This is a genomic window from Salinibacterium sp. NYA9b, from assembly GCF_976973725.1.
Genome location: NZ_OZ333476.1, coordinates 80,378 through 104,772, shown reverse-complemented (window position 1 = coordinate 104,772; position 24,395 = coordinate 80,378). Strand labels below are relative to the sequence as shown.

The window sequence follows — 24,395 nt, the reverse complement described above, 5'->3', positions numbered from 1 at the left end:
CCATTCCCCCTGCGCCGCCGATCGGGCATCGGTGCGCGCACTCTCAGACTATCGATGTGGCCCGACAGCGCGTCGCGGGGTAATTTACGTGCCACGCTTCTCATCAAGCGCGGCTGGTTAGCCATACGAGGTCGTTATAGGTTGCTTCCTTCGAATGGTCATGCCCACATTCAAACTGGTTCTCACGGATATCTGCGGCAACTGCCTCAACCTTGGCCCTAATTTCAGCCAGAAGCACGTCGTTAACTGGTTCGTTAAGCCCATCACCCTTCGAATCGAGATTCAGCACTTGGATACGGTCTGCCGATTCGCCAGTGAGTTCGCGGTAACCGAGCGCATAGACGCTGAGTTGGTCCCGAGTCACCCCAGTTGCCTGTGACTCCTCCGTTGACTTGAAATCAACAATTGAAGTCTCATTCGTTTCCAGCCGCTTTACTAGATCGATGCGGCCGTTGACGGTGACACCCGGTGCGACGAGCACCTCGATCTGCTTCTCAGAGTGAATTGTGCGGGTTAGGTCGTCACCGTGCTCGACGAAATATCGCCTGATCGCAGAGTTCGCGGCTTTCTGCAATTGCTCGCGGAGCGCTGGATAGGCATATGGCGTGTGAAGGTGACGATTCACTAGATCAGCAGCTTCTTCGGGTTGAGGCACATCGCCTGTGAGCGCGCGCTTATGCATTTCCGCCAACGCATCGTGTAGACCCTTGCCGTATCCGAGGGCTTCGTGAATTGGTGGATTGAAGCCATACATGAATCGCAGCTTGAATTGATAGGGGCACTCAATCAGGTATTTCAGTTCCGAAAACGAGATCGAGATGGCCGGTGTCTCTACCTTTGGCGTCGGAGCTAGTCGTACTGTGTCGGGCAGTCCTTCGTCGGCCGTAGAGACCCAGTCTGATTTGGTCGAATGCAGGTAGAAGGCTGACGGCTTCTTTGCTTGGTTACTCTCTCCGGGCGCGAACGTCATATACAAATACTTCTGCGCACGGGTGGTCGCGACGTAGAAGAGTCGTGTCTCATCGGCAAGCCCACCACGGTAGCGGGTGCCGTTCGGCACTGCCTCCTGTGGGATTACGTGAAACACATTGAGCCCGCCACTCACCCTGCTGGGGAAGCGATTCCTGCGCAGGCAAGGAATGAACACTGCCGGCCATTGCATTCCCTTGGAACGGTGCACCGTAGTGAGAGTGACCGCATCAGGGGTCGCATACCCCGAGTCTTCGTCGGACTCTTCGTAATACGAAGGGGCTTGATGCGTGAGGAAACCAACGAAGGATTTGTATTTGGATTCAGGACTAGACGCGAAGTAAATCGTCTCAAAGTCAGAAATTACTTGAGAAAACTTGCCTAGCTGGTACATGACCAACTCAGCCCTTGCTGGTGTTCCAGGAATCGTAGCTTCGCGAATGTCAAGCGCCTCGAGCACGCTTAGGTAGAGACGCTGAATGTTATAAGTGCCCCATCGATCGTCGTCCCCGAACGCGGCACCCTGATCGAGCAATGAGATGGCTCGTGCGAAGTGTTCGGGGTGCGGCAGTAGATCCGCTGCATCGAACAATGACTTAAGTTCTTCCCGGCTGATTTCATCGAGCATGTAGCGGAATAGCCCCACAAGCGCGACGATCTCCGGTGCATCGAAAAGTCGAGCTAACCCTTTGATGATGTACGGGATGCCACGCTTTCGCAGCTCCGCCACAATCGGTTCCGCGTCCTTGACAGTTCGGAACAGCACGGCACAGTCAGACCAAGACAGTCCCCGTGGTGGGCGATTCGGTGCATCCACGAACGGTAACCCCTGAAGCGCGTCGATTCTGTCTGCGATCCAGGCTGCCTCTAATTCGAGGCCGTCGAACTCCAGCGCCACCAAGTCACCGCGCTTCCATTTTTGGTGGGACGCGTACTCCATTTCTTTCGAGAGTCGCTCCTCCTCAGGGAGGAGTTCCGCCACGCTGCGGCCGAGGCGGACGATGCCTTCCGTGGAACGGAAATTGTCGGCGAGTTGGATTGTACGAACGTTCTCATAGCGCTCAGCGAACGACAAGATGTTGGAGACTTCACTGCCGCGCCATTGATAAATCGTCTGGTCGTCATCACCGACGACGCAGAGATTCGCCCCAAACCTAGTGAGGGCAGCGATCAGTTTCTCCTGCAGCGGATTGACGTCCTGGTACTCGTCGACGACAACATACTTGATGTCATCCTGCGCGTGCCGGAGAAGTTCTCGTTCTGTGCTCTCGAGCGTAGGGTCATCGGGTTCAGACTCGAGGTAGGCAACCGCTCCTGCGATCATCGAGGTGAAGTCAAAGTACTTTTGCTGGGCGAGCAGCGTTAGATATGATTTCAGGCTCGCATCGACCTCATCGGGAATCAGGTCCCACTCGATCTCATCTTCCTGAAGGATGGACAGTACCTGCATATAGAGTTTCGAGTCTGCATATCGCCACAATGTGGGTCGGCTTGGCGCAGTCGACGGGCAGGTCGTGAGTCCTGATTTAGAGCTCTGTCGATCGATTAGGAGCCGCTGCGTGATCTCGGTGAGCACACCGTATTTGAAAGCTTCAGGGATGAAGGTTTGGAGCAGGTTAAGGCAGTATCCGTGCATGGTGCCCACGTACATTTCAGCAAGCCCGGGCAAGTCACCATGTTCCGCCTTGACGATCGTGTAGATACGGTCCTTGAGCTCTGCGGCGGCTTTCTCCGTGAAAGTGAAAGCGACAATGTTTGCGGGTCGGATTCCGGGCTGACTAAGAATTCGAGAGATCCGCTGCGAGATGACTTGAGTCTTTCCGGAGCCGGCGCACGCGATGAGTTGCAAGGGCCGCTCGACTTCGTCGATCGCGGACTGCTGGCTGACGGTATATGTGGGCACGGAACTCACACTATCCGTAGGGGGCGACACGCTATTCGTCTGCGCCGAGCACCAATCAAGACGGTATCTTGAAGGCATGTCTCCTCTTTGGAATCCAGTCGAAGTTGGATTCGGTGATCTTGACCTCGAGGATCCTGAGGAACAGATGGGCTCAAAAGATAAGTATTGGGTTCGGCTACCCAATGACGATCGCCGGTGGCTCGTGAAACTGGCCCGCACCGACGAAAGAGACGGAACGGTAAGCGGAGAAGATTGGGCGGAGTGGTTAGTCCAGTACTTCGCCACGATGCTTGGATTACCAACAGCCTCCGTGCGTCCGGCGATCTTCGATGGCCGTCGCGCGATCGTTTCTCGGTCCATGCTGAGAGACTCATCAGATTCACTCGCCCACGGGAACGAAATCTTAGGCGGTCATTTCCCTGGGTATGATCCCTCCATCAGAGGTGAGAATTCCGGGTACTCGGTTCCCAAGGTGCAGGAGGCGCTCACGAGCACTCTTCCCCCGTTTGACCGTCCCGATCTCTCTCAGTTCAGCGGTTTCGGCGTGTGGGCAGGGTATTTGCTCTTGGATGCGTGGGTCTCGGGTCGCGACCGGCACCACGAAAACTGGGGAGTTATCCTCCGGGGAACAGAGAAAAGACTCGCGCCGTCGTTCGACCACGGGAACGCACTCGGGTTTCAAGAGCGTGACTCTCGTCGTGAGCGCATGTTGGGAGATTCGGCGCATCTCGAGAGATGGCTCGAACGCGGCACAAGTCAACACTTTATTGGTAAACCTGGGCTCATTGCCCTAGCGCACGAAGCGCTGCAGAGTGCCGAGCCAGACGCCGCCAATCATTGGTACAACCAGCTTCGACAAGTTGACGCGCAAACAGTCGAAAATACAGTGAACGCCGTGCCAGACACTGTAATGTCAGAGACGTCGCGTAGGTTCGTAATTCAGCTACTGGATGCCAATCGGAGGAGGATGCTCGATGGCTACTGAGTTCCTTAAAATCGACAAAGCGAATGTGGCCGCGAGCGAGCGTTCGCTCTTGCTCATCTGGCAGAACCCAACTTCGCGGCTTCTCACGAAGGTGGGTCAGCTTGACGCCCTCGCTCAAGGTCGCTTCACTTTCCACTATTTCAAGGACGCGTGGGCTGACCCTCAATTTCAACCGTTGGTGGAATTCCCCGACAAAGACCGCGTTTATAGCTCTCAGGAATTGCCAGCCTTTTTTTCCAACCGTATTCGGTCTCCGGAACGCTCCGGTTATGGAACTTATCTCCGTTGGTTAGGAATTGAAGGCCTTCAGAAGCAGGATGTACCGCTCGAGGTATTGGCTCGAACTGGAGGCGGGCGCGCGACCGATACTTTTCATATTGTTGAAACGCCTCTAAGGGACTCCGGAAGGTTCACGAGTCGATTCTTTGTCTCGGGAGTTCGCTACACAGCGGACGCTGATTGCGTGCTCGCAGGAATTTCAAGCGGGGATCGGCTCAAGCTACATCTTGAGGGTGACAACCCGGTCAATATCAAAGCAGTTATTGTCGATCACACGGACGGCAGGAAAGTCGGATACGTACCCAACTGGCTTTGTGATGAGGTGCACGACTTGGTTGGCGCTGGCTGGACAGTGACCGCTGTCGCAGAGAGAGTGAATCGTGATGCGCCCGCGCACGCACGATTGCTCTGCAAGATTGAAGCCATTCGCGCCTAGGCTAATGACTTACTGCCGATTCCGGTCCGTATGCGGAGGTGGCGCTGAGAGCACCGCGCGCAGGTTAGAGTCCGTGGAACTTTCGCCACACCCACCGTTTCGCCAATGGGTCAGCGCCGCCCGTTCGTACGAGCTCCCGCAACAGCGGGTAGAACGAGTCATCAAGCTTCGCGAGCTCGGCAGTGTAAACGGGTTCCGCAGTTTGGTCCAGCGCAGCTCCTGACCAAAATTGCCAAGTGCTATCTGTAATTCTTCCCAGTCGGCGAAGATCAATCTCGTCTTCGCACAACTGCAAGTAACCCCGCACAATAGAGCGGTCCTCTTTGCCAATCCTCCCCTTCAGAGCAAAACCCACCGAACGCTTGTCCATAAGAACCCAGTACCGCTCCACATAGAGATGCTCGAATTCTCGGTGCATCTGCCTGCTGTGGAAGAGGAGTTGCCAGGCCGCGAAAATAATCGCCAACGCGGTGAGCGCCTGGACAATGGTGGAGAACAACTGCATTTGTTACGCGACCTCTATGACCTTCATGACCTCGTCGCCGTAGTCGTTGATGATCTTGATGGCGATCTTGCCGGTAGAAGGCTTGTTGAAGGGAAGCGACTCCTCGCGGTACAACGCTGCCCAAGCCTCCGGGTCGATGTCCGCCTTGAGCGCGGCCTTCAATGACTTGTATGGGTCGTTCTCGCCGAGGAAATAGCAGTGGCGGACAAAGAAAGACTCCTCGTTGTAGTCAGTGTCGATCATCCATAGTGCGATGTCCTTGCGGTTCGAGCTACGTACCGCGCCGGTCGAAGGATCATAGACATCGACGCCATTGAGAATGACCTTGAGCTTGTCTTCGGCGACCTCGCAGATCGAAACGTCTGGTTCGCCGAAGACAGTGAAGAGGTTGCCGCTGCCAGTCTTCTTGAGTTCCTCACCCATCAGCAGATCAGCATTCATTCGCACGAGCAATACTTGGATGCGGCCGAGCTTACGCTCGCCCTCTACCGTGGCGAACTCCTGAACGACGGTTACACCGTCATCCTCAGTGACACCGGTTGCTAGTGGATCAAACGCAAAGCCAAGCACGCAAAGCAGATCAACCGATTCGTCGGCGATAGCCTCCTTTGCCGCGGCCTTGATGAAGCTGGGGCTCACTGTCCCATATTGTGGGCCGAGCGCAATCGCAAGCCGTGCCGGCGCGGACGAGTTATCGTCGTCCTTTCGGTCACCGATCGCCTGGACATACACGCCGCTGTGCTGTTCAAGCGTGTCAAACTCGATGCGTTCCGCTCGACGTCCGTTCTGGATGCCCGCGCGGCGCAGGTTCGCGAGGATGGATTGCTCAAAACCAGTTTCGGCATCCGTCGCGTCTGAGTCGGCACGGAGTGCATCTGCCTCGTCAAAGCTCAGGGAGCGATGGGGGGAGAGCGACTCGACTGTAAATGGACCAGTGACGCGGACTTTCGACTTGTCCTCTTTAGGCTTGTCGTAGAGGAACTCAAAGTCCGCATGCTTCTTTACTGCCGCGTCGATCTCCCCACGGGACAGGCCCGGCTTGATATCAGGGTTGTTCGCAATCGACTTGAGTGTGATGTGCTGCACCTTGTCGTAGATGAAGCCGGCCCGGATGTCACCGAACGTCTCGCCCGGCGGCAACCCGTCCAATTTGCGTCCATCCGCGCTGTCGAATTTTATGTAATAAGGGAACCTCGCACCCAAAAGGCGCTGTCGAGCGAGAGTGAGCGCCACCCGTGAGGTGTCTATTGTGATCCAACGACGCCCCCATTGTTCCGCAACAAATGCCGTGGTACCCGCTCCACAAGTAGGGTCCAGCACAAGGTCACCTGGGTCTGTGCACATGAGCATGCAGCGTTCCAGCAAAGAAGTCGAAGTTTGGACCACATAGATTTTCGGGTCTGATCTTGATTGGACGGATCCGCTTATATCAGTCCACACATTGTTGATCTCGCGGACTGGGAAATCGTCTGCGTAGCGTTTGTAGCGCAACGTCGTGCGTGCTGCGCCGAGGCGATTCGCCGCAGCGAGGCGCTCCATTCCCGCGAGATTAGTCTTCCAGTGGTTTCCACTGCTAGGTAGATATACAACATTGGAAAAGACAAAAGACTGGTCTTCGTTTGCGGGGCCTGAACTAGTTAGATTATCTAGCTGGAATCGGGCACCAGTGCGTTCATCGACTTGGTCATATCGCAACTCCGCGCCTTCAGCTCTTTGGGTGTAGAGCTGTCGATATTTGAGGCTGTCAATGCTCTTTGCGAACCAGATTACGTAGTCAGCAGTTGCAGCCAACGCGCTTGATTGAACACCGCTTAGCTTTGCCATCGTAATTTGCGAAACGAAGTTCTCACTTCCGAAAACTTCATCAAGCAGACTGCGGACAAGGTGCACGTTCTCATCGCCAATTTGGACAAAGACCGATCCCGACTCGTTTAACATTTCCCGTGAAGCGATGAGACGATCGCGAAGATAAGAGAGGTAGGAATGTATTCCGAGCTCCCAAGTGTCGCGGAAAGCTTTAATCTGTTCTGCTTCGCGAGCCGCATCCTCAAGCTTGCCGTCTCTGACATCCCGCTTTCCCGCACGTACTTGCCAATTCGAACCAAACTTGATGCCGTAGGGCGGGTCGATGTAGATCATCTGAACTTTGCCACGGAGTGCTTCGCGCTCGGCAAGCGATCCCATGACTTGGAGGGAGTCGCCGAGGATCATCCGGTTCTTCCAGCTCTCTTCGTGCTGGTAGAACTCGACCTGGCTCAACTCATCGAGGGAATCGAAGTCTTCGAAATCAAAGAGGCTGGGAGTATCGTCATTTTCACTCCCATGGCCCTGTGTGCGAATGTTGGCAATGATCGCTCGCGGATCAACCTTCTCCTGAATGTAAATAGGCGGCGCATCCACGATGAGGTCTTCGCCATCCTGATCATCCTTACCCCTCCAGACAAGTTGAGGATCCAGAGTTGGGTCGCGGGGGTAACGAAGCGGCGGTCGCGTCGCGGCGGCATCATCAAAGAAGTCGGCAGCCGCATCAGCGGTCGGGATGTTGGCCCGTTTGTCTTCATGTTGGATCGACTCGACGGGGGTAGGCCCCTTCTGTTTGCTCGTACGTGCCATTAGTCCTCCGTGAATCGGGCTATGCCGGCCAGCAGCCGGCTCGAGAGAAGATCGGGGTCCCCGATGATCGGTGCATCCTTGCGAAGTTGATCAATTCGCGCGCGTAATTCGTGCTCGGCGTCATCCACCTCAGCCTTGCCTAGCTCGGTGTAGCCCCAGCGACCAAAACCCCCGTGATTGTTCACAGCGGCACACCATGAATCGCGCGCCGTGCGGGCCTTCTCTTTCGTGGGACCAGGGCTCTTCTGAGATCCGGAGACCTCCACGATGAGAGTGCGTGGGAAGTCTTCGCCTTCGATTGGCGCGAGACGAAGCAGGAAGTCAGGCCAATACTCGTGGCTGCGCCCTTTGTGCACGTAAGGGATCGTGAAGTCGAGACGGTCATTTTTAGCGTAGCTCGTAAGCAGCCCCTCCGCGACGAGATACTCGCACACCTGGGCAATATGCCGCTCCCAAGTGTTGCCATCCTTCCCATCGAGTGTCACATGACTGACGTGGGAGTAGGTTGTCTCGTACGTCTTCTTGCGGGTGTCAAACCATACGCCGTCAGTTGAACCTTCGGCAGGGTCGCGAAGAATCGGACGCACAAGCTTGCGTCGGGACTCCTCATCTTCAAGGCGACTAATCGCGTTGTATATCGCCTCAGCCGCGAGTTCCTGCGGCTCCGCGAGTGAGAGAAATCCAATACCGTAGCCCGATTCAATGTGTAGTTTCGCAGCAAGCCACCGTTTTGTGATCTCCACTAGTTGCGGGAAGAGCCAGGGCCGAGCATCATCTTGCGATGTGAAGAAGCGCTTGAGTACGCGGCTCGCTACACGGAATGCAATTTCCTGCTCACGAATCTCTGTGATTCCCTCAATGCGTTCCTTCTCCCCCACGATCCCTTCGTTCTGCACCCAACTCGGCACGGTTGCGGCGCCAATCGTCAGCGAGTCGGCGTCCTCGGGGTCGAAAAGGAGCGGGGCCTCCGGCATTTCGATCCGGTAACCACCAACTCGGGGAAAGTCGATGGCCAGACTCGCTCGATCATCTAGAGCCTGCACCCGGGTCGGCGGGTCAAGCGGCTTGGGATCGAGAGTCGGGGCATCCCCAGGAATGAAAGAGAAAGGGATGCCATAGACATTGGAGTATTCGGCGCCGAAGAAACCCGACTCCTCGTCGATCGAGTAATCCCGACGACGAAGCCCGCGGCCGACAACCTGCTCGCACAAGAGCTGCGAACGGAATGGGCGCACACCCAGGATGTGCGTCACTGTATTCGCGTCCCATCCCTCAGTCAGCATCGAAACGCTCACAACACAACGGACCTGTTCGCCGAGCTTTCCTTTCTTGCCAACCGTATTCATGACCTCACGAAGCAGGTCAGCATCGGTGACATCGTCGGCGCTCCCGCGCTGAACGCGATACTCCTTCTTGAAGGCTTCGATCTCGGCGGCGGCCGCCTTCTTGAAGTCGTCCTTCAGCGCATTATCCGACTCAAGTTGCTTCGAGTCGATGATAATCGTGCGAGGCCGGGCTATCGCCTGACCGTTCTCTACGTTGCTGAAGAGGGAGAGAGCTCCGGCGACTTGCTTTGTTTGCTCGCCCACGGTGAGCTCGTACCCAGCGATCCAGTCATAAATAAGCTTGGAGGCAACGGTATTAGGTGCGACCACGATCATGACCGGCGGTGGCTCGCCAAGGTCTTTGAGTGTGCGTTCCCAACCGTCGTAGGCACGCTCATAACTCTTGTAGAGGCTGCGAATCGCCCCCTCGAGAGCGACCGGAATCACCCAATCAGCGGGGGACTTCGGCGCACCCTTAATCGTCTTTGGCCAATTGGGATCGTCTTTAATCTGATCGTAAAGGTGTAAGTAACTAACCTGGTCGCCCATTGCATCATCGTCGACAGGTAGTCGTGGCACCTTGACGATGCCCGATTCAATGGCATCCATGAGGGAGAAGTCACATACTGTCCAAGGAAAGATAAGACCTTCACTCCAACCAGATCCGCCAAGATAGAACGGAGTCGCTGAGAGGTCGTAGACGGTCTTCAACTTGGCGTGTTTGCGTAGAGCCGCAATGCCCTTGAACCACACTCGCGCATCCTCGTTCGCCTCTTTTGCCTCGGCGTCAACCTTTTCGTCACGGTCACGGGGCTGGTAGCAGTGGTGCGCTTCATCATTGAGCACCACGATTTCCCCTTTTCCGGGAAGGGACTTCAGCAGGCGGGTGATGACAGCCTGCTGAGTTTCCTTGAACGGGTCTTCAGTCTTGCCCGCTAGGAGCAGCTTGCGAGTGCCGGAGGCAATTCCCTTGATCTCTTTCGCATCGCGAGGCATGAACTGGTGGTAGTTGACAATAAAGACGCTCGCGGAGTTAAGCGGAAGACGAAGGTCTGGCGGCACGAGCCCACGCATGTCGTAGTAGTTGTCTGGGTCACCAGGTTGAAGGACCTTAAGCCGGTCCCGGATCGTTATGCCGGGAGTCACGACGAGGAATCGGTTTGAGAAACGTGCGTCGTGCGGAGCGTGAAACTTATTAAGCGACTGCCAGGCGATGAGCATGCACATAACCACGGTCTTGCCTGACCCAGTCGCCATCTTGAGCGCCATACGTGGCAAACCAGAATTATGGGTGGTATTGACTTCCGCGAGCGTATCCCGCCAGTCGATTCCCCCCGCGCGACTGCGCGTGTACTTATCGCGGCCGACCACCTCCGCTAGGTAGATGGCAGTTTCTGCCGCTTCGCGTTGAGCAAAAAGTATACGGTTTTCACGATTGGGATCAGACCAGTGCTCAAGCAGCTTCCGGCTAATCGGAGTCACGCCCGGATAGCCCTGATGACGCCAATAACGAATGTCATCACGTAGCTGGTCGATCGCGTCATTGCGCTCGACTCTCTCGTCGGTCAGATCGAAGGCGAGTTGCGTTTCGCCAGCCGTCTTTCTGCCCTTCTTTGGTTTAGGAACCGGGACAAAGAACTCGCTTCGACGTCGGGATTCAGCGATTTTGCCCGTTGGGCGGCCCTGATCATCGAGTGCAAAGTGACGTGACGGTTCGACATAGGGCGAGTTAATCACCGGATTGGCAAGCACATCCATGCTGGTGTTTCCCCCTGCTCTAGATGCCGTGACCTCTCGCCTTGACGCCAGGCCATCTCGTCGTTGAGACTATCGCAACTTCGCTTGGGTGGGCGATCCATTGCTCAGCCTCAGTTCAGACGAACGCACCAGTCGGGTTGCTTTGAATGCTGGCGCTTTGGCAGGTGACCATGTTCGGTCAACGGGAACCTCGTCCTCACTTGACTCGTTCTCCACGGCGTACTGGCAATTCCCATCCAAGTCTTCCGTTACGTCGCCGATCGGGCGAAGTGCAAGCACGAGAGCCTCCGCGAACGGGAGGCCCGGGTAGGCAGCGTGCGTGTGGCGATGCCACCGCGATGGATGACGAGGTCGGCCATCGAGCATCCAAGAGCGGAGTTTGCGGTTCTCAATTTCCGCGAATAACCAAGCGAGCTGGGCGCGGAAATGGAAACGGGCAAGCCCTGACGGTTCTTGGCACCCATAGCCGAGGACCACAGCGTCAGCGGAAGAGAGCACCTCAGAAAGTTCAGGGCGGGCATTGAGCCAGCCGACCTCCACCGCCCCGACCTCCGATATACCGCCCGTGCGGTATGTCGGAATGGAAAACAAGTTGACGACTACGACAGACGCATATCCCAGAGTTTGTCGGGCTAGCTCCACCCGCTGAAGGGTCCGGAGCCCACTGGTGGTCGGTGGATTCGACAAGACCACCGCCAAGCGGCCGATAGTGCTTCTACTGACAGAATTCATCGAGCTCCAAACTAGCTTAGGCAAGAGCGTTCGGCCGGGAAATCAACTAGATGGGCCATTGGCGTCGGGCTGCCGGATTCACGAACTCTAAGCAGTGGGGTATCTCCCCAAAATCTGACCCACGGGCTATCGGCACGAATCATTAGATGAGGTCCGAGAGACTCGGCACGACTTCGCCCGAGGGCCAAGTCAAGCCGATGCAAACAGCCGCGCAGGCTTCCCCACCGTGCCCGCCGCAACCTCGCCAGTTACCCGCAGCTGCGGCTCCATCGCGCGCCGAAAGCTGTCGCGCATCAGCGGCTCGCCCGCGACTGCCTCGTGCAGATCCTGGAGTTGGCGGAGGGTGAAGGCGCCGTCCAGGAGGTGGAGCGGATCGGGCGCCGACGCATAGCTCGAGCGCAGCGTCGCCACCGCGCGGTCGAGGATCTCGTTGTGCCCATAGGGCAGGGTGCCAACATCCGTCACCGGCACCACTCGCGCTAGAGCGGCGTCGATGCTGAGGCGAGACCACGGCACGGCGTCCAGGTGGGCGACCGAGAGCACCCATCCGCGATTGTCGCGAGCGGGGTCGTCGAAGACGTGGAGCTGGCGAGGCGACAGGCCTGATACCCCGGCCTTGATCTGCAGCGAGCGCAGCACAGCATCCGCGAGCCTCTCACCCTCGTGCAGGAAGGTGCCGGGGAGGCGCCAGTCGTCGCCGGTTCGCACGAGCAGCACGCTGAGGGCCGCGCCCGGCGGAACGGTCAGCACGGCGGTGTCGACGGCGACGGAGGGCCGCGGGTAGTCGGTGAGTGCTCGGTCGTGCGAGTCGCGGTAGATCTCCATAGAAAGGATTATCGCAGATCCGCGCTAATTGTCGGTGGGGTGTCATACTCTGAATTTGCGCAACAATGCGCTAACTATCGGAGGCTAAATGAACGGACACCAGAACAGAGCAGTACCTCAGCTCCATGTGGGGCACGGCAGCCACCACGGAGCTCTCAGCATTTTTCCCGTCTGGGTGGATGCTCCCCGCCTGACTGGTCTCGACTGGAAAGCCGACAGTATCCGCACCGCCGAACGCGAAGGCTCCCCCGTCGTCGGCGAACTCGTACTGCACAACAGCACTGCCCGCCCGGTCGTCGCCCTCGAAGGCGACCTGCTAAAAGGTGGTTGGCAAGACCGGATGCTCGCCGCCAGCCTTCTCCTTGAACCGTTCGAGGCGCGAGTCGTCGCCGCGCTCTGCGTCGAGCACGGGCGGTGGGGCGGACGCACGTCGGAGAGCCAAGGCATCCACGAGACCAGCGGGCGCCGCAGTGCCCTCAGCGTGCGCCACGGCAACGTGCGCGGCATCGACCAGCAGGGCGAGGTGTGGCGGCGCATCGGCCGTTACGAGAACACCCTCGGCGCGACCGCCAGTTCGTCGATGCTCGACCACCTCGACCGCTCCGGCACTATTGACGCCCACCTGCTCGAAGGGCAGCGCGGCGTGATCATCGGCATCGGTGGCCGCGTCGTTGGCGCAGAAATCTTCGGCAGCAGCACCGGCCTGAAAACCCGGTGGCAGGGCATCCTCGATGCAGCAGCACTCGACGCCCGGCTCGCTCCACGCCGTCGCACCAGCGCCCACGATGCCCGGGTTTTCGCTCGTCATCTGCAGGCCGTGACCCTCGAAGACGGAGGCGACGCGGGGCTGGCCCGAGCGGTACGTTCACCAGAGGGCCGACTGCGGGCATCCGGAATCGTGCACACAAACGCACGCACAGCACCCCCGAGCATCATCCACCTGACTGCGTTTGACGACGCGCACCCGCTATTGGAGAACGCATGAACGAGCTGAACACCACCCCAGAACGCCCCACCACCGAGCCGCAACGTTTCTACACCCGCTTCACGGACACCGGCTTTCTGCACGTCGGCACCTTCACCGGCATCACCCTCAACGGCGAGCGCCGCTACTTCATGTGGCAAACAGACCAGTGGAAAGAGATCTACATCTCTGGGTTCGAGGACTACCGTGACGACGGTGACACCCATTTCGCGGAAACTAGTCGCGCCGACATCCAGCAGCTCAACCCTGGCGCTGTCGAGACAGAACCGGGCGGCGGAAGCTTTCTCGACGCCTACTTTGGCCACGATCCCGATGACCCTATCAATCAGCAGTGGCGCACGACGGAACAGGCTGAACCCGCTGAAGACGAAAGCTACGCGGACGACACCGAAGAGGACGAAGACGAGGACGACATGCTCATGACCGAAGTGGATGCGATGGTGCAGCACGGCATCGCCGTCGGCATCGCGACGATCGCCCACCGCGGGCAGCTCGACAAGCTCGGCTACGACTACATCGACCACCCCGCGCGGGTCGCGGAGAATTTCGACTGGCTCAACGAACCAGTCGAGCACTGCACGGCCTGGCTGCACGATGTGATCGAAGACACCGACATCAGTGCCTCCGACCTGCTGAAGGCGGGCATGCTCCCCGAGATCGTGACGGCTGTCGAGCTGCTGACCCGACGGGCGGATGTCGCTGACGCCGACTACTACGGCCGCATCCGCCAGAACCCTGCTGCCCTCGCGGTGAAGCTCGCGGACATCAACGACAACCTCGCCGATTGGCGCTTTCGCAAACTCGACTATGACACCCAAGTGCGGTTGTCGAACAAGTACTTCCAGGCGCGGCAGCTTCTGCAGCCAACGCCTGATGAAACGGAGAACTCATGAAACTGACTAGTGCACAATCTGACCGCGCCGCTGGCGTCATGCTCGTGATGGCCTGCGGTGACGCTCTCGGTGCCGGCTATGAATTCGGCCCGCCCTTCGAAGGCGAGGTCGTGATGAGGGGCGGCGGCGGTTTCAACTGGGCCCCCGGCGAGTGGACGGATGACACCTCCATGGCCGTGCCGATCCTGCGGGCCGCGGCATCCGGCCGTGACCTGCGCGAAGAAGCTGTTCTCGACGAGATCGTTGCGGCGTGGGCCGACTGGGCCAAGACCGCGCCGGATGTTGGGGTGCAGACCAGCGGGGTGCTGCGCGGCATCGAACCCACCGCGAGCGCCGCACGCGCATCAGCCCAACGGCTGCATGACGCCCGAGGCCAGAGCGGTGGCAACGGTTCCCTTATGCGCACCGCGCCGGTCGCGCTCGCGTACCTCGATGACCCTACCGGGCTCGTCGAAGCTGCCCGCGCCATTAGCGACCTCACTCACTTTGAGGAGGATGCCGGCGACGCCTGCGTGCTGTGGTGCCTCGCCATCCGTCACGCGATCCTGACCGGCGAAGCGGATGTTCGGGTCGGCCTCTCGGCCCTCTCCCCCGACCGCGCTGCACTCTGGTCCGACCGCATTGACGACGCCGAGACGAAGCAGCCGCGCGACTTCACCAAGAACGGCTGGGTTGTCGAAGCGCTGCAGGCGGCCTGGTCGGCGATCGTGAACGGCGAGGGTCTCGTCGATACTCTCGAGCGCGCTGTCCGCGGCGGTCGTGACGCTGACACCGTCGCCGCCATTGCGGGTGGACTCGTCGGCGCGCGCCAGGGTCTCTCCGCGATCCCCGCTGCCTGGCAGCGGATCGTGCATGGTTGGCCGGGGCTGCGCAGTCTCGATCTCGTGCGCCTCTCCACCGAAGTGCTGCGGGGCACGCCGACGGACGAACGCGTCGACTACGCCGGGTATGGCGACATTTCGACGTTGGTGCAGCATCCGCATGATGACGGCGTGTGGCTCGGCGCGGTCGGGGCTCTCGATAACCTGCCGCCCGAGGTGGATGCCGTGGTGTCGCTGTGCCGCATCGGCTCGAAGCAGGTGCCGGCCCGCATCCGCGAGCGCCTCGAGATTCGGCTGATCGACAAGGCTGACCCCGCCGAGAACCCGAACCTCAACTTCGTTCTTGCGGATGCTGCGGATGCCGTCGCCACCCTCCGCGCCGAGGGCCACACCGTGCTGCTCCACTGCGTGCAGGCGAAGAGCCGCACCCCTACCGTCGCAGCGCTGTATGCGGCCCGGCACCTCGACATCCCGATCGAGCGCGCACTCTCAGAAGTCTCGGCAGCGCTGCCGAACGCGCGCCCCAATCGCGCCTTTCGTAACGCGCTGTCCGATCCCCAGCGCACGACGCAAACATCACCCACAACAGACGGGCTCACCTCATGACGATTGACCTCCATACTCACTCCGCAGTCTCCGATGGACTCGATGCACCAGCAGAACTCATGCGCCTCGGAGCCGCATCCGGCCTCTCGGTGATCGGCCTCACCGACCACGACACCACGGCGGGTTGGGCAGAAGCTTCTGACGCCGCGGCGCAAAACGGCATCCAGTTGCTTCGCGGCGCAGAGCTTTCCACGACGGATGCCCGCGGCGGCACCGTACACATGCTCGCCTACCTGTTCGACCCGGCGGCCCCCGAGCTGCACGCTGAACTCGCGAAAGCTCCGCAGCAGCGAAGGGATCGTGTGCAGGCGATTATCGAACGGCTGAAGGTGGATTTTCCGGTCTCATTCGATTCCATCGTCGAACGCGTCGGCGAAGAGGGGATGTTCGGCAAACCGCACATTGCAGCTGAACTCGTGGCAATCGGTGAGATCGAGAACCCGATCGACGCATACACGAGCATCCTCGCCGACGGCAGCAAGTACCTCGTTCCGCTCGAACGGATGAGCCCGCTCACCGCTGTAGACCTCGTGCGCAAGGCCGGCGGCGTCACGGTGATCGCGCATCCGCGGGACGGAGGCCGAGGCACCGGGTTGAGCCACGGTGAAATCGCTGAGCTGCGGGATGCTGGCCTCTTCGGCCTCGAAGTGAACCACCGCGAGCACAGCGACCAGGCTCGCTCGGAGCTCACCGCCATCGCTGCCGACTTAGGACTGCAGATGACCGGCTCGAGCGACTACCACTCCACCGTCAAACCGAACCAGCTCGGTGAAAACACGACAACTCCCGAGGTGCTCGACGAGTTACTAGCGAGTGCAACCTCGCGCATGGGGCTCATCTAGACATGGAACACGACTACCTCCTGCGCCGCGTTCCCGCACCTGAGCTCACACCGCTGGCCGCAGCGAGCGATCTCGGCGGCCAACAGGACTGGTTCTGGGGAATGCCCGGCGTCCACCAAGCACTAGCGTCACCGTGCTCGTACGCGTCGATACCGGAACCCCCGCGCGGTACAGCGGCACCGCATCACGCATCGCTCGGCTATTGGGCTCCCCTCCACAACCTGCTGCTCTACCGTCTCGGCTGGAGCCGACCGGATCGCGGCCTGCGCTGGTGGTACGACGCCGGAAAACCTGTCGATGACCCGACACTCGCTTTCATCGCTGCCGTCTGGGACCGTGATGGACGCCTCGATGGTTATCTCGCCTGGTTGCTGCGCTTAGAGAGCGTTTTTCTCGATCCCACCCGCTCCGCTTACGGGCAACATCCCGGCCATGACTTCACACTGCCGGAGACATGGCAACGCTGGTTAGCGGAGACGATTCGCACTCGCGACGAAACACGGTATCCCCATTTCGGGTTCGATATGTCGGGGGATCCTCTTCATCTCTGCAGCTCCGGCGGTCAGCACAATCAGGTGGATGCGAAGGCGACGTTGGTGATCATCGCTCCGAGCAAACGAACAGCGGCATTCCATGCCGATCGAGCCGACAGTTGGTACTTCACCCTGATGGCAAACGCGAGCACCCTGCCCGACATCGGCAACAACTCTTGGTACGTCGATGTCTATGTAAAGCCAATCGGCTTCCTTGGCACATTCCGTCGGTCGCGCGTCACGGGCAACTGGTTCTCGGGCCGTCACCACATTCATTCACAGGGCAACTAACTAATCCCCGCGAACCCCAAACAGCGAAACCATGGCGGGCTCGACGTCCGCACGCGAGATGTGCCCCGCCACGACGAGTTCAGCGAGCCCATGCACGACGCCCCACACCGCGGTCCCGAGCGCAGCCGCGGGGGCCTGCTGCTCGGGCGGGAGTAGTGCGGCGGTTGCGCGCGCCAAGATCCCTTCAACCTGCTCCAGGAGGGGCTTCATCTCTGCACTGGGCGCCCCGGGGATGCACACGCTCGGGTCATAGATCAGGCGAAAGCGCTCGGGATAGTCGGCCGCGTACCCGACGTAGGCAGCTCCGATGGTGACGGCGTGCGCCCGCGCCGCATCCGCGGATTCCCGCCCCTGACCCTCCGCTGTCTCGAGCTGCTGCGCCTGCTCCACCGCTTGCAGGGTGCTCAGCAGCTCGCCCATGCTGCGCTCACTCAGGCGCTTGAGCAGCGCGGCCCGATCGCCGAAGTGATGGTACGGCGCGTTGTGGCTCACACCCGCGGTGCGCGCCACTTCGCGCAGGCTCAGCGAAGCGTGCCCCTGGGTGCGCATAAGTTCGAGCGCGGCGCTTTCGAGCGTCGGCCCAAGGTTGCCGTGGTGGTACGCAGAATCGGATCTTGACACGAGCAACATCGTACCCCTAGAGTCAAAGCGAGCAATCTAGACAGTGTCCAGATTGCCTCGACATGCCCCCGAGCCGCTGCCCAATGCAGCTCGGTACCCCATCCGATTCACCATCCCTTGGAGCGACATGAACACTCTTATCATTGACGGCCACCCCAATCCCGACTCTTTGTGCGCCGCCATCGCCTCCGCCTATGCCGAAGGCCACGGCGACGCCACCGTTGTCGCCCTGCGAGATTTGCAGTTCGAACCGAGCCTTCACTTCGGCTACACACGCCGCCAAGAACTTGAGCCCGACCTCGAACGCGCTTGGCAGTTGCTGTTGGATGCCCGGCACGTCGTCGTGGTCACGCCCGTCTGGTGGGGCTCCGTCCCGACACTGCTGAAGGGTTTCTTCGACCGAATCCTCCTCCCGCGCCGCGCCTACCGAATCAGAAAAAATGGAACCCCCGAAGGTCTACTCACCGGGCGAACCGGTCGCGTCATCGTCACCGCCGACTCCCCCTCCTGGTATCTCCGGCTCGTCGGCGACACCACGGTTCGACACGTCCGCGACCGCACGCTTGCCTTCTGTGGAATCAAGCCCGTGCATACAACACGGTTCGGCCCGGTGAAGAATTCAACGCTCGAGCAACGCGAGGGTTGGCTGGCGAAATCCGCGAGCCTCGGTCAAGCGGATGCTGCGCGGCTGGCCAGAAAGCGCCCGACAGGTAGCACTACAGAAGCAACCGCCGCCGAACGCGTGGACGCACGCTAAAGGACTCGCACGCCACTAATGCCCGCGATGATCCTGAATCGTCATCCGCGCCCCAAAAGCCGGCTTGCGAAACCCAGATGCCGTGATGAGCCGCACGACGCGTTGCCGGTGGCCGCGCCAGGGCTCGAGCAGTTCGAGCATCCGCTCATCGTCGACGGGTTCACCAATCAGCGCCCAGCCGACAACGGCGGCCAGGTGGTAATCGCCAACACTGGGGCTATCGGGGTCGGCGTGCGCGCGCTGCATGGTTTCGGCGGCCGTCCACACGCCAACGCCCACGACTGATCGCAGCGCGGCTTCAATGCGCGGCCCGCCACGCCCCCAGTCGGCGGTGCGCTCGAGGGATGCCGCCACTTGCGTCGCGCGCATTACGGTCGCCGAACGCTGTGGCCCGACCCCCGCGCGGTGCCACTCCCACGACGGAATTCGTGCCCAGCCCTGCGGCGTCGGAACAACGCGCATCCCGGCCGGGGCGGGCCCCGGCGCCGGTGAACCGTGCTTGGTGACGAGGATGCGCCACCCCCGCTTCGCTTCAATGCCCGTGACCTTCTGCTCCAGAATGGCCATCACGAGCGCCTCGAACACAAGCTTGGTGCGCGGCAACCGCAAGCCGGGGTTCTGACGCTGAGCTTCAGCTGCGAACGGAAGCGCCGATATGTCGAAGTCGCTCCAGTCGTCGCCCTCCCCCAGCAGCTCGGGAACGCTCTCGATCGCCCACTCCGCTCCGGGGCCCCACGCGGTGCAGTCCACATGCGACTGGTGCTGCACGAGACGCAGAGTCGCGGGGCCGTGCGGCGTGAGCATTGTGCGCCAGGTGCTCGCGCCATCCACTCGCATCGTCGGGTCACCGACACCGCGCTTGAGCGGTCGCAGCGTCGCACGAACATCAACGGGCCGCCCGGGCGCAAAACGCATGCGCACCGGCTCGTCGACGGCGAGCGCTTCGGTCATGAGCCCTAGATTACGCGCCACCCCTGACGTAGAGTTTCACTCATGATCTGGCTCGCGATAATGACTCTCAGCGGGGCAAGCCTCGGCATCTATCAAGCGCTCGCGATGGTGCCGAAAGTACGAACGTTGCCCTTCATCGGTCAAGCGCTGATCATCGCGGGGCTGATCGTGTGGCCCAACATCCCGCCCAACGACGTTATCGCTCCGGCGTGGCTCAACTTCGCTGGTGTTGCAGCTTTTGTGATCACTATGGCGAGCGCATCCACTTTGTATTCGGCCAGGCTGTGGATGGATTACTTTCCCGAGGCGGGCCTCACGTACCGGGAGTTTGCGTGGCGAGACTTCACCGGCTCCTTTTATATACGGCAGCAGTATGCGGCGATGCTCGCTGACCGCGAAGAACTGCGGGGAACTTGGGACTACGACGGCCGCGGCGCTATCAGGCCAGCGAATGACGAAGCCAGCACCAATGAGCCCTAGATAACGCGCCACCCCTGACGTAGAGTTTGGCTCATGATGTGGTTGGTTGTTGCAGCGGTGATCGGATTGATCACGGGGGTTCTGTCGTGCGAAGCACGCACTCCCACCTATAAGCCCCTCCCTAACCTCGTCATTCTCATGGTGGGCATGGGCGCGGTAATCGTCATCACCGCAACAACAGGAGGCCACGGGCTGATGAGTTACGCCTTCCTCGGTGGCCTCATCATTACCCAAGTCGCCTACGCCCCACGGATCTGGCTACGGGTCTTCCCCGAATCCGGCTTCAGCTACTGGCAGCTTGTTGCGCGCCAATTCACCAACCCCCGCGACCTGCGCAAGGAGTACGCGGCGATGCTCGGAGAGCGCGCAGACCAGCACCCGGCCGCTGGCTAAACTTCGCTCATGCTCCTCTTCGTCGGCGCGATCATCGGCGGCCTCCTCATCGGGGCCGTCTATGCCAAGGCACATGTGCCCGCCCCTCGGCGCCTCCCCCGTGTCGGCGCGATTCTGCTTGGCTTCGCCGGCGCGATGGGCGTGCTCTTTCTGCAGCCTGAAGGCGACCCGCTGCAGCAGGCATTGAACACCCTCGTCGCCTACGCGCTCAGCTTCTTGCTGGCCTCGACACTTGTGGGAGGCATGCTCTGGCACCGGTTACTCCCCAACTCGGGCCGCACTCTCGCGCAGACCATCGGCCGCGTCTTCCTGCGCCCCGACGAGATCTACGACGAGTGGATGCTCTTCCTCCAGTCCGAGATCGCCGTCGCCACCGCAGCCGAAGAATCTGCCCCCAGCTAACAGCCGTAAACTTGCCCCGTGGCTGTTCCCAAGATCCTTCTCTTCTACGTGTTCACGCCGCTGGCCGATCCGGAGGCTGTGCGGTTGTGGCAGCGCGACCTCTGCGAGTTCCTCGGGCTCGGCGGTCGCATCATCCTCTCTAAAGACGGCATGAATGGCACCGTCGGCGGCGAGCTCAAAGACATTAAGCGTTACGTGCGCAAGACGCGGGAGTATCCGGCGTTCAAGAACATCGACTTCAAGTGGAGCGAGGGCCAGGGCGACGACTTCCCGAAGCTCAGCGTGAAGGTGCGCGACGAGATCGTGAGCTTCGGCGCCCCCGGTGAGTTGAAGGTCGACGAGAACGGCGTGGTTGGCGGCGGCACGAAACTCAGCCCCGAAGAGCTGCACGAGCTCGTTGCCCGCAAAGAGGTCACCTTCTTCGACGGCCGCAATCCCATCGAGGCTGCGATCGGCAAATTCACCGATGCGATAGTTCCGGATGTCGCAACCACTCGTGACTTCGTCGCCGAACTCGACAGCGGCAAGCACGACCACCTCAAAAACAAGCCCGTCGTCACGTACTGCACGGGCGGCATCCGCTGCGAGGTGCTCTCCTCTCTTATGCGCAGTCGCGGATTCGGCGAGGTCTACCAACTCGAGGGCGGCATCGTTCGCTATGGCGAAAAGTACGGCGACTCCGGTCTGTGGAACGGTTCGCTCTACGTCTTCGACAAGCGCATGGCCATCGACTTCACGGCAGACACCGAAGCGATTGGCCGTTGTTACCAGTGCGGTGCGGCAACCAAACGGGTCGAGAATTGCCACAACAAGGCCTGCCGCGAGCAGTTCGTGGTGTGCGATGAGCACGCAGACTCCGTGGCGTGTGCCGCGCATCCGATCACAGAAGCAGCAATCAGCCACTAAAGCGACGCGGCGCTTCGAACCAGATCGTGGCTCGGAAACGCACAAAAATGCGCCATGATGGGTTCATGAAGATCGGAATCCTGACCAGCGGTGGCGACTGCCCCGGGTTGAACGCAGTTATTCGCGGCATCGTGCTCAAGGGCACGCAGGTCTACGACAAAGAGTTCGTCGGCTTCCGCGACGGTTGGCGTGGAGTCGTTGAAGGCGACGCCATGCCCCTCACGCGCAAAGACATTCAGGGCATCTCCAAGCAGGGTGGCACCATTCTGGGCACCTCGCGCACGAACCCCTTCGAGGGCACCGACGGCGCAGACACCGTGCGCGAAAACATGGAACGCCTCGGCGTTGACTCCCTCATCGCCATCGGTGGCGAAGGAACTCTCGCTGCTGCCAAGCGGCTGACGGATGCCGGAATCAAGATCGTCGGAGTCCCCAAGACGGTAGACAACGATCTTTCCGCCACCGACTACACGTTCGGCTTCGACACTGCCACGCAGATCGCGACCGACGCCATGGACCGCCTGCGCACCACCGGCGACTCGCACGGCCGCTGCATGGTTGCTGAAGTAATGGGCCGCCATGTTGGCTGGATCGCTCTGCACTCGGGCATGGCTGCCGGCGCCCACGCGATCCTCATCCCCGAACAAAAGACTTCGATGGCTCAGATTGTGGAGTGGGTCACTTCGGCTCGCGACCGCGGTCGTGCCCCTCTCGTTGTTGTTGCCGAAGGCTTCACCCTCGACACCATGGACGACGCCCACTCCGAGCGCGGCCTCGATGCCTTCGGTCGCCCCCGCCTCGGCGGAATCGGCGACATGCTTGCGCCCGAGATTGAAGCTCTCACCGGCCTCGAAACTCGCTCAACCACTCTGGGTCACATCCAGCGCGGTGGAACGCCCAGCGCCTATGACCGCGTGCTCGCCACTCGCTACGGCCTCGCCGCCGTCGACGCGGTCATCCACGGTCGCTGGGGTCGCATGGTGTCGCTGCAGGGTACCGAGATCACCAACGTGGCGTTCGAAGATGCCCTCGGCAAGCTCAACACCGTGCCGCAGTCACGCTATGACGAAGCTGCGATTCTCTTCGGCTAAACCTACTTTCTGACTCAGAACCCAGCCTGCGGTTCTAGGCTGACCGTATGTGGCGTGGAATCGAAGTAGTCAAGAACGAGTCCGACCGACAAGCTCCGGCGCACGTCGAGCTCTCTGAGCAACTGGATGACAGCATCCTGATGCCCGGAGATGTCACGATCGATGTCGAGTTCTCCAGCCTCAACTACAAAGACGGCATCGCCCTCACCGGCAGACCTGGCATCGTTCGCGCCCCGCGCCTGATCGCCGGTATTGACCTCGTCGGCGTTGTCGCCGAGTCGACGGATGACCGCTTTAGTGCTGGTCAGCGGGTGTTGGTGAACGGCTGCGGGCTTAGTGAAACCCACCATGGCGGTTACGCTGAGCGGGCACGCGTTCCCGGCGATTGGGTCGTTCCGGTGCCCGACGGAATTAGCAATCATCAGGCCGCCGCCATCGGCACGGCAGGGTTCACGGCCATGCTCTCGGTACTCGCGATCGAGCGCGGTGGGGTCTCCGGCGAGGTTCTCGTCACCGGTGCCGCCGGCGGGGTGGGGTCTGTGGCCATCGCCCTGCTCACCAAGCTCGGCTACAGCGTGACGGCATCCACTGGTCGCGAAAGCGAACACGACTACCTGCGCGCCCTAGGCGCCACCACCATCATTGACCGCCCCGAACTCAGCGCCGAGCCCAAAGCCCTCATGAAGCAGCGCTGGGATGGCGCCATCGACGCCGTCGGCGGCACCACTCTGGCCTCGGCGATCGCCGCCACCCAGTACGGCGGAACGGTGACCGCGTGCGGCAACGCTCAATCGAGCGATCTACACACGAGCGTGATGCCCTTCATCTTGCGCGGCGTGAGCCTCGTCGGCATCAACTCGGTCTTCACTCCGCGAGCACACCGCCTCGAAGCGTGGGAACGCCTCGAGCGCGATCTCGACCTCAGCTTGCTCGAGAGCACGACTTCCACGATCGGGCTCAGCACCGCTATCGCGGCCGGAGAAGACATCATTGCGGGGCGCATCCGCGGTCGAACGGTCATCGACGTGCACGGCTAGCAACCCGGCTGTGCCACACTTTTGAGCATGAACACTGCTTTAGCCATCCTCGGATCAGCTTTTATCTTTCTCGCCGCGCTCGTGCACCTCATGATTTTCTTCATGGAGAGCGTGCTCTTTCACACGCCTCGCGTGCAGCAGATCTTCGGCGTGCGCCCCCAGGATGCGGATGCCGTGAAGCCGTGGGCCTACAACCAGGGCTTCTACAACGTCTTCCTCGCTCTCGGCGCCGGAACGGGTCTCGTGCTCATGGGCACCACCAACCTGTGGCCAGCCGGCATTGCCCTCGCCATGTTTGGCGCACTCAGCATGGTGCTCGCTGCGATCGTGCTCGTCACGTCGCAGCCTAAGACGATGCTGCGTCCCGCCATCGTCCAGGGCACCCCGCCTTTGCTCGGAATCATCTTCCTGGTGCTGGCGCTCAACGTCGGCTAGAGCTCACCACCAACTTTGAAG

22 protein-coding genes are annotated in these 24,395 nt (G+C 60.4%); 14 read left to right on the top strand and 8 right to left on the bottom strand.

The window, feature by feature from the left end:
• Positions 1-103 precede the first annotated feature (103 nt).
• Positions 104-2,872 carry an ATP-dependent helicase gene (locus ACWFSR_RS00485; protein WP_447522794.1) on the bottom strand — a complete coding sequence of 923 codons (2,769 nt, stop codon included), beginning with the start codon at positions 2,870-2,872 and terminating at the stop codon, positions 104-106.
• Between the two features lie 974 nt (positions 2,873-3,846).
• Between ACWFSR_RS00485 and ACWFSR_RS00480 the strand changes: the two genes are divergently transcribed.
• A complete protein-coding gene (locus tag ACWFSR_RS00480; protein ID WP_447522793.1) occupies positions 3,847-4,572 on the top strand; it encodes an HIRAN domain-containing protein in 726 nt (241 codons plus the stop codon).
• Positions 4,573-4,636: 64 nt separating this feature from the next.
• Here the strand turns inward: ACWFSR_RS00480 and ACWFSR_RS00475 are convergent, their stop codons facing one another.
• From ACWFSR_RS00475 to ACWFSR_RS00455, 5 genes are all read right to left on the bottom strand, one after another.
• Positions 4,637-5,077 (bottom strand): hypothetical protein, encoded by a 441-nt coding sequence (locus tag ACWFSR_RS00475; RefSeq protein ID WP_447522792.1) that lies wholly within the window; start codon positions 5,075-5,077, stop codon positions 4,637-4,639.
• A gap of 3 nt (positions 5,078-5,080) precedes the next feature.
• Positions 5,081-7,690 carry a site-specific DNA-methyltransferase gene (locus tag ACWFSR_RS00470; RefSeq protein WP_447522791.1) on the bottom strand — a complete coding sequence of 870 codons (2,610 nt, stop codon included), beginning with the start codon at positions 7,688-7,690 and terminating at the stop codon, positions 5,081-5,083.
• On the bottom strand, positions 7,690-10,773 hold the full coding sequence (locus tag ACWFSR_RS00465) for a BPTD_3080 family restriction endonuclease (RefSeq protein ID WP_447522790.1): 3,084 nt from the start codon (positions 10,771-10,773) through the stop codon (positions 7,690-7,692). The genes ACWFSR_RS00470 and ACWFSR_RS00465 overlap by 1 nt, the downstream gene beginning before the upstream one ends.
• 69 nt (positions 10,774-10,842) lie before the next feature.
• The gene (locus tag ACWFSR_RS00460; protein ID WP_447522789.1) at positions 10,843-11,505 is read right to left on the bottom strand and encodes a DUF1643 domain-containing protein; all 663 of its coding nucleotides are present in this window, start codon (positions 11,503-11,505) and stop codon (positions 10,843-10,845) included.
• A gap of 189 nt (positions 11,506-11,694) precedes the next feature.
• Positions 11,695-12,330 (bottom strand): NUDIX hydrolase, encoded by a 636-nt coding sequence (locus ACWFSR_RS00455; protein WP_447522788.1) that lies wholly within the window; start codon positions 12,328-12,330, stop codon positions 11,695-11,697.
• An 88-nt stretch (positions 12,331-12,418) separates the two neighbouring features.
• On the opposite strand from ACWFSR_RS00455, the gene ACWFSR_RS00450 reads away from it, so the two are divergent.
• From ACWFSR_RS00450 to ACWFSR_RS00430, 5 genes are read left to right on the top strand one after another with little or no spacing between them, the layout of a single operon-like run.
• Positions 12,419-13,315 carry an ARPP-1 family domain-containing protein gene (locus ACWFSR_RS00450; protein WP_447522787.1) on the top strand — a complete coding sequence of 299 codons (897 nt, stop codon included), beginning with the start codon at positions 12,419-12,421 and terminating at the stop codon, positions 13,313-13,315.
• Entirely contained in the window at positions 13,312-14,208 is an 897-nt protein-coding gene (locus ACWFSR_RS00445; protein ID WP_447522786.1) for a hypothetical protein, read from the top strand. The genes ACWFSR_RS00450 and ACWFSR_RS00445 overlap by 4 nt, the downstream gene beginning before the upstream one ends.
• Entirely contained in the window at positions 14,205-15,635 is a 1,431-nt protein-coding gene (locus ACWFSR_RS00440; protein ID WP_447522785.1) for an ADP-ribosylglycohydrolase family protein, read from the top strand. Before ACWFSR_RS00445 ends, ACWFSR_RS00440 begins: the two co-directional genes overlap by 4 nt.
• Positions 15,632-16,477, top strand: coding sequence for a PHP domain-containing protein (locus tag ACWFSR_RS00435; protein WP_447522784.1), 846 nt, complete (start codon positions 15,632-15,634; stop codon positions 16,475-16,477). The genes ACWFSR_RS00440 and ACWFSR_RS00435 overlap by 4 nt, the downstream gene beginning before the upstream one ends.
• Positions 16,478-16,479: 2 nt before the next feature.
• Positions 16,480-17,301: a hypothetical protein gene (locus ACWFSR_RS00430; protein ID WP_447522783.1), complete on the top strand. Its 822-nt coding sequence runs from the start codon at positions 16,480-16,482 to the stop codon at positions 17,299-17,301.
• On the opposite strand, the gene ACWFSR_RS00425 is transcribed toward ACWFSR_RS00430, so the two are convergent.
• Entirely contained in the window at positions 17,302-17,922 is a 621-nt protein-coding gene (locus tag ACWFSR_RS00425; protein ID WP_447522782.1) for a TetR/AcrR family transcriptional regulator, read from the bottom strand. It lies immediately after the preceding gene.
• A gap of 127 nt (positions 17,923-18,049) precedes the next feature.
• Between ACWFSR_RS00425 and ACWFSR_RS00420 the strand changes: the two genes are divergently transcribed.
• Positions 18,050-18,679: an NAD(P)H-dependent oxidoreductase gene (locus ACWFSR_RS00420; protein ID WP_447522781.1), complete on the top strand. Its 630-nt coding sequence runs from the start codon at positions 18,050-18,052 to the stop codon at positions 18,677-18,679.
• Between the two features lie 15 nt (positions 18,680-18,694).
• Here ACWFSR_RS00420 and ACWFSR_RS00415 read toward each other — a convergent pair whose 3' ends face one another.
• Complete coding sequence (locus ACWFSR_RS00415) at positions 18,695-19,630, bottom strand: DNA-3-methyladenine glycosylase family protein (protein WP_447522780.1); 936 nt, start codon at positions 19,628-19,630, stop codon at positions 18,695-18,697.
• 42 nt (positions 19,631-19,672) lie between these two features.
• Between ACWFSR_RS00415 and ACWFSR_RS00410 the strand changes: the two genes are divergently transcribed.
• From ACWFSR_RS00410 to ACWFSR_RS00380, 7 genes are all read left to right on the top strand, one after another.
• Positions 19,673-20,110, top strand: a complete 438-nt coding sequence (locus ACWFSR_RS00410) for a hypothetical protein (protein WP_447522779.1) — start codon at positions 19,673-19,675, stop codon at positions 20,108-20,110.
• Between the two features lie 33 nt (positions 20,111-20,143).
• Positions 20,144-20,503 (top strand): hypothetical protein, encoded by a 360-nt coding sequence (locus tag ACWFSR_RS00405; protein WP_447522778.1) that lies wholly within the window; start codon positions 20,144-20,146, stop codon positions 20,501-20,503.
• Positions 20,504-20,512: 9 nt separating this feature from the next.
• On the top strand, positions 20,513-20,905 hold the full coding sequence (locus ACWFSR_RS00400; protein ID WP_447522777.1) for a hypothetical protein: 393 nt from the start codon (positions 20,513-20,515) through the stop codon (positions 20,903-20,905).
• Between the two features lie 18 nt (positions 20,906-20,923).
• The gene (gene trhO, locus ACWFSR_RS00395) at positions 20,924-21,811 is read left to right on the top strand and encodes an oxygen-dependent tRNA uridine(34) hydroxylase TrhO (RefSeq protein WP_447522776.1); all 888 of its coding nucleotides are present in this window, start codon (positions 20,924-20,926) and stop codon (positions 21,809-21,811) included.
• A 65-nt stretch (positions 21,812-21,876) separates the two neighbouring features.
• A complete protein-coding gene (locus tag ACWFSR_RS00390) occupies positions 21,877-22,902 on the top strand; it encodes a 6-phosphofructokinase (RefSeq protein ID WP_197106950.1) in 1,026 nt (341 codons plus the stop codon).
• Positions 22,903-22,949: 47 nt separating this feature from the next.
• Positions 22,950-23,939, top strand: a complete 990-nt coding sequence (locus tag ACWFSR_RS00385; protein WP_447522775.1) for an MDR family oxidoreductase — start codon at positions 22,950-22,952, stop codon at positions 23,937-23,939.
• 27 nt (positions 23,940-23,966) lie between these two features.
• On the top strand, positions 23,967-24,374 hold the full coding sequence (locus ACWFSR_RS00380) for a DUF1304 domain-containing protein (RefSeq protein WP_447522774.1): 408 nt from the start codon (positions 23,967-23,969) through the stop codon (positions 24,372-24,374).
• Positions 24,375-24,395: the final 21 nt, after the last annotated feature.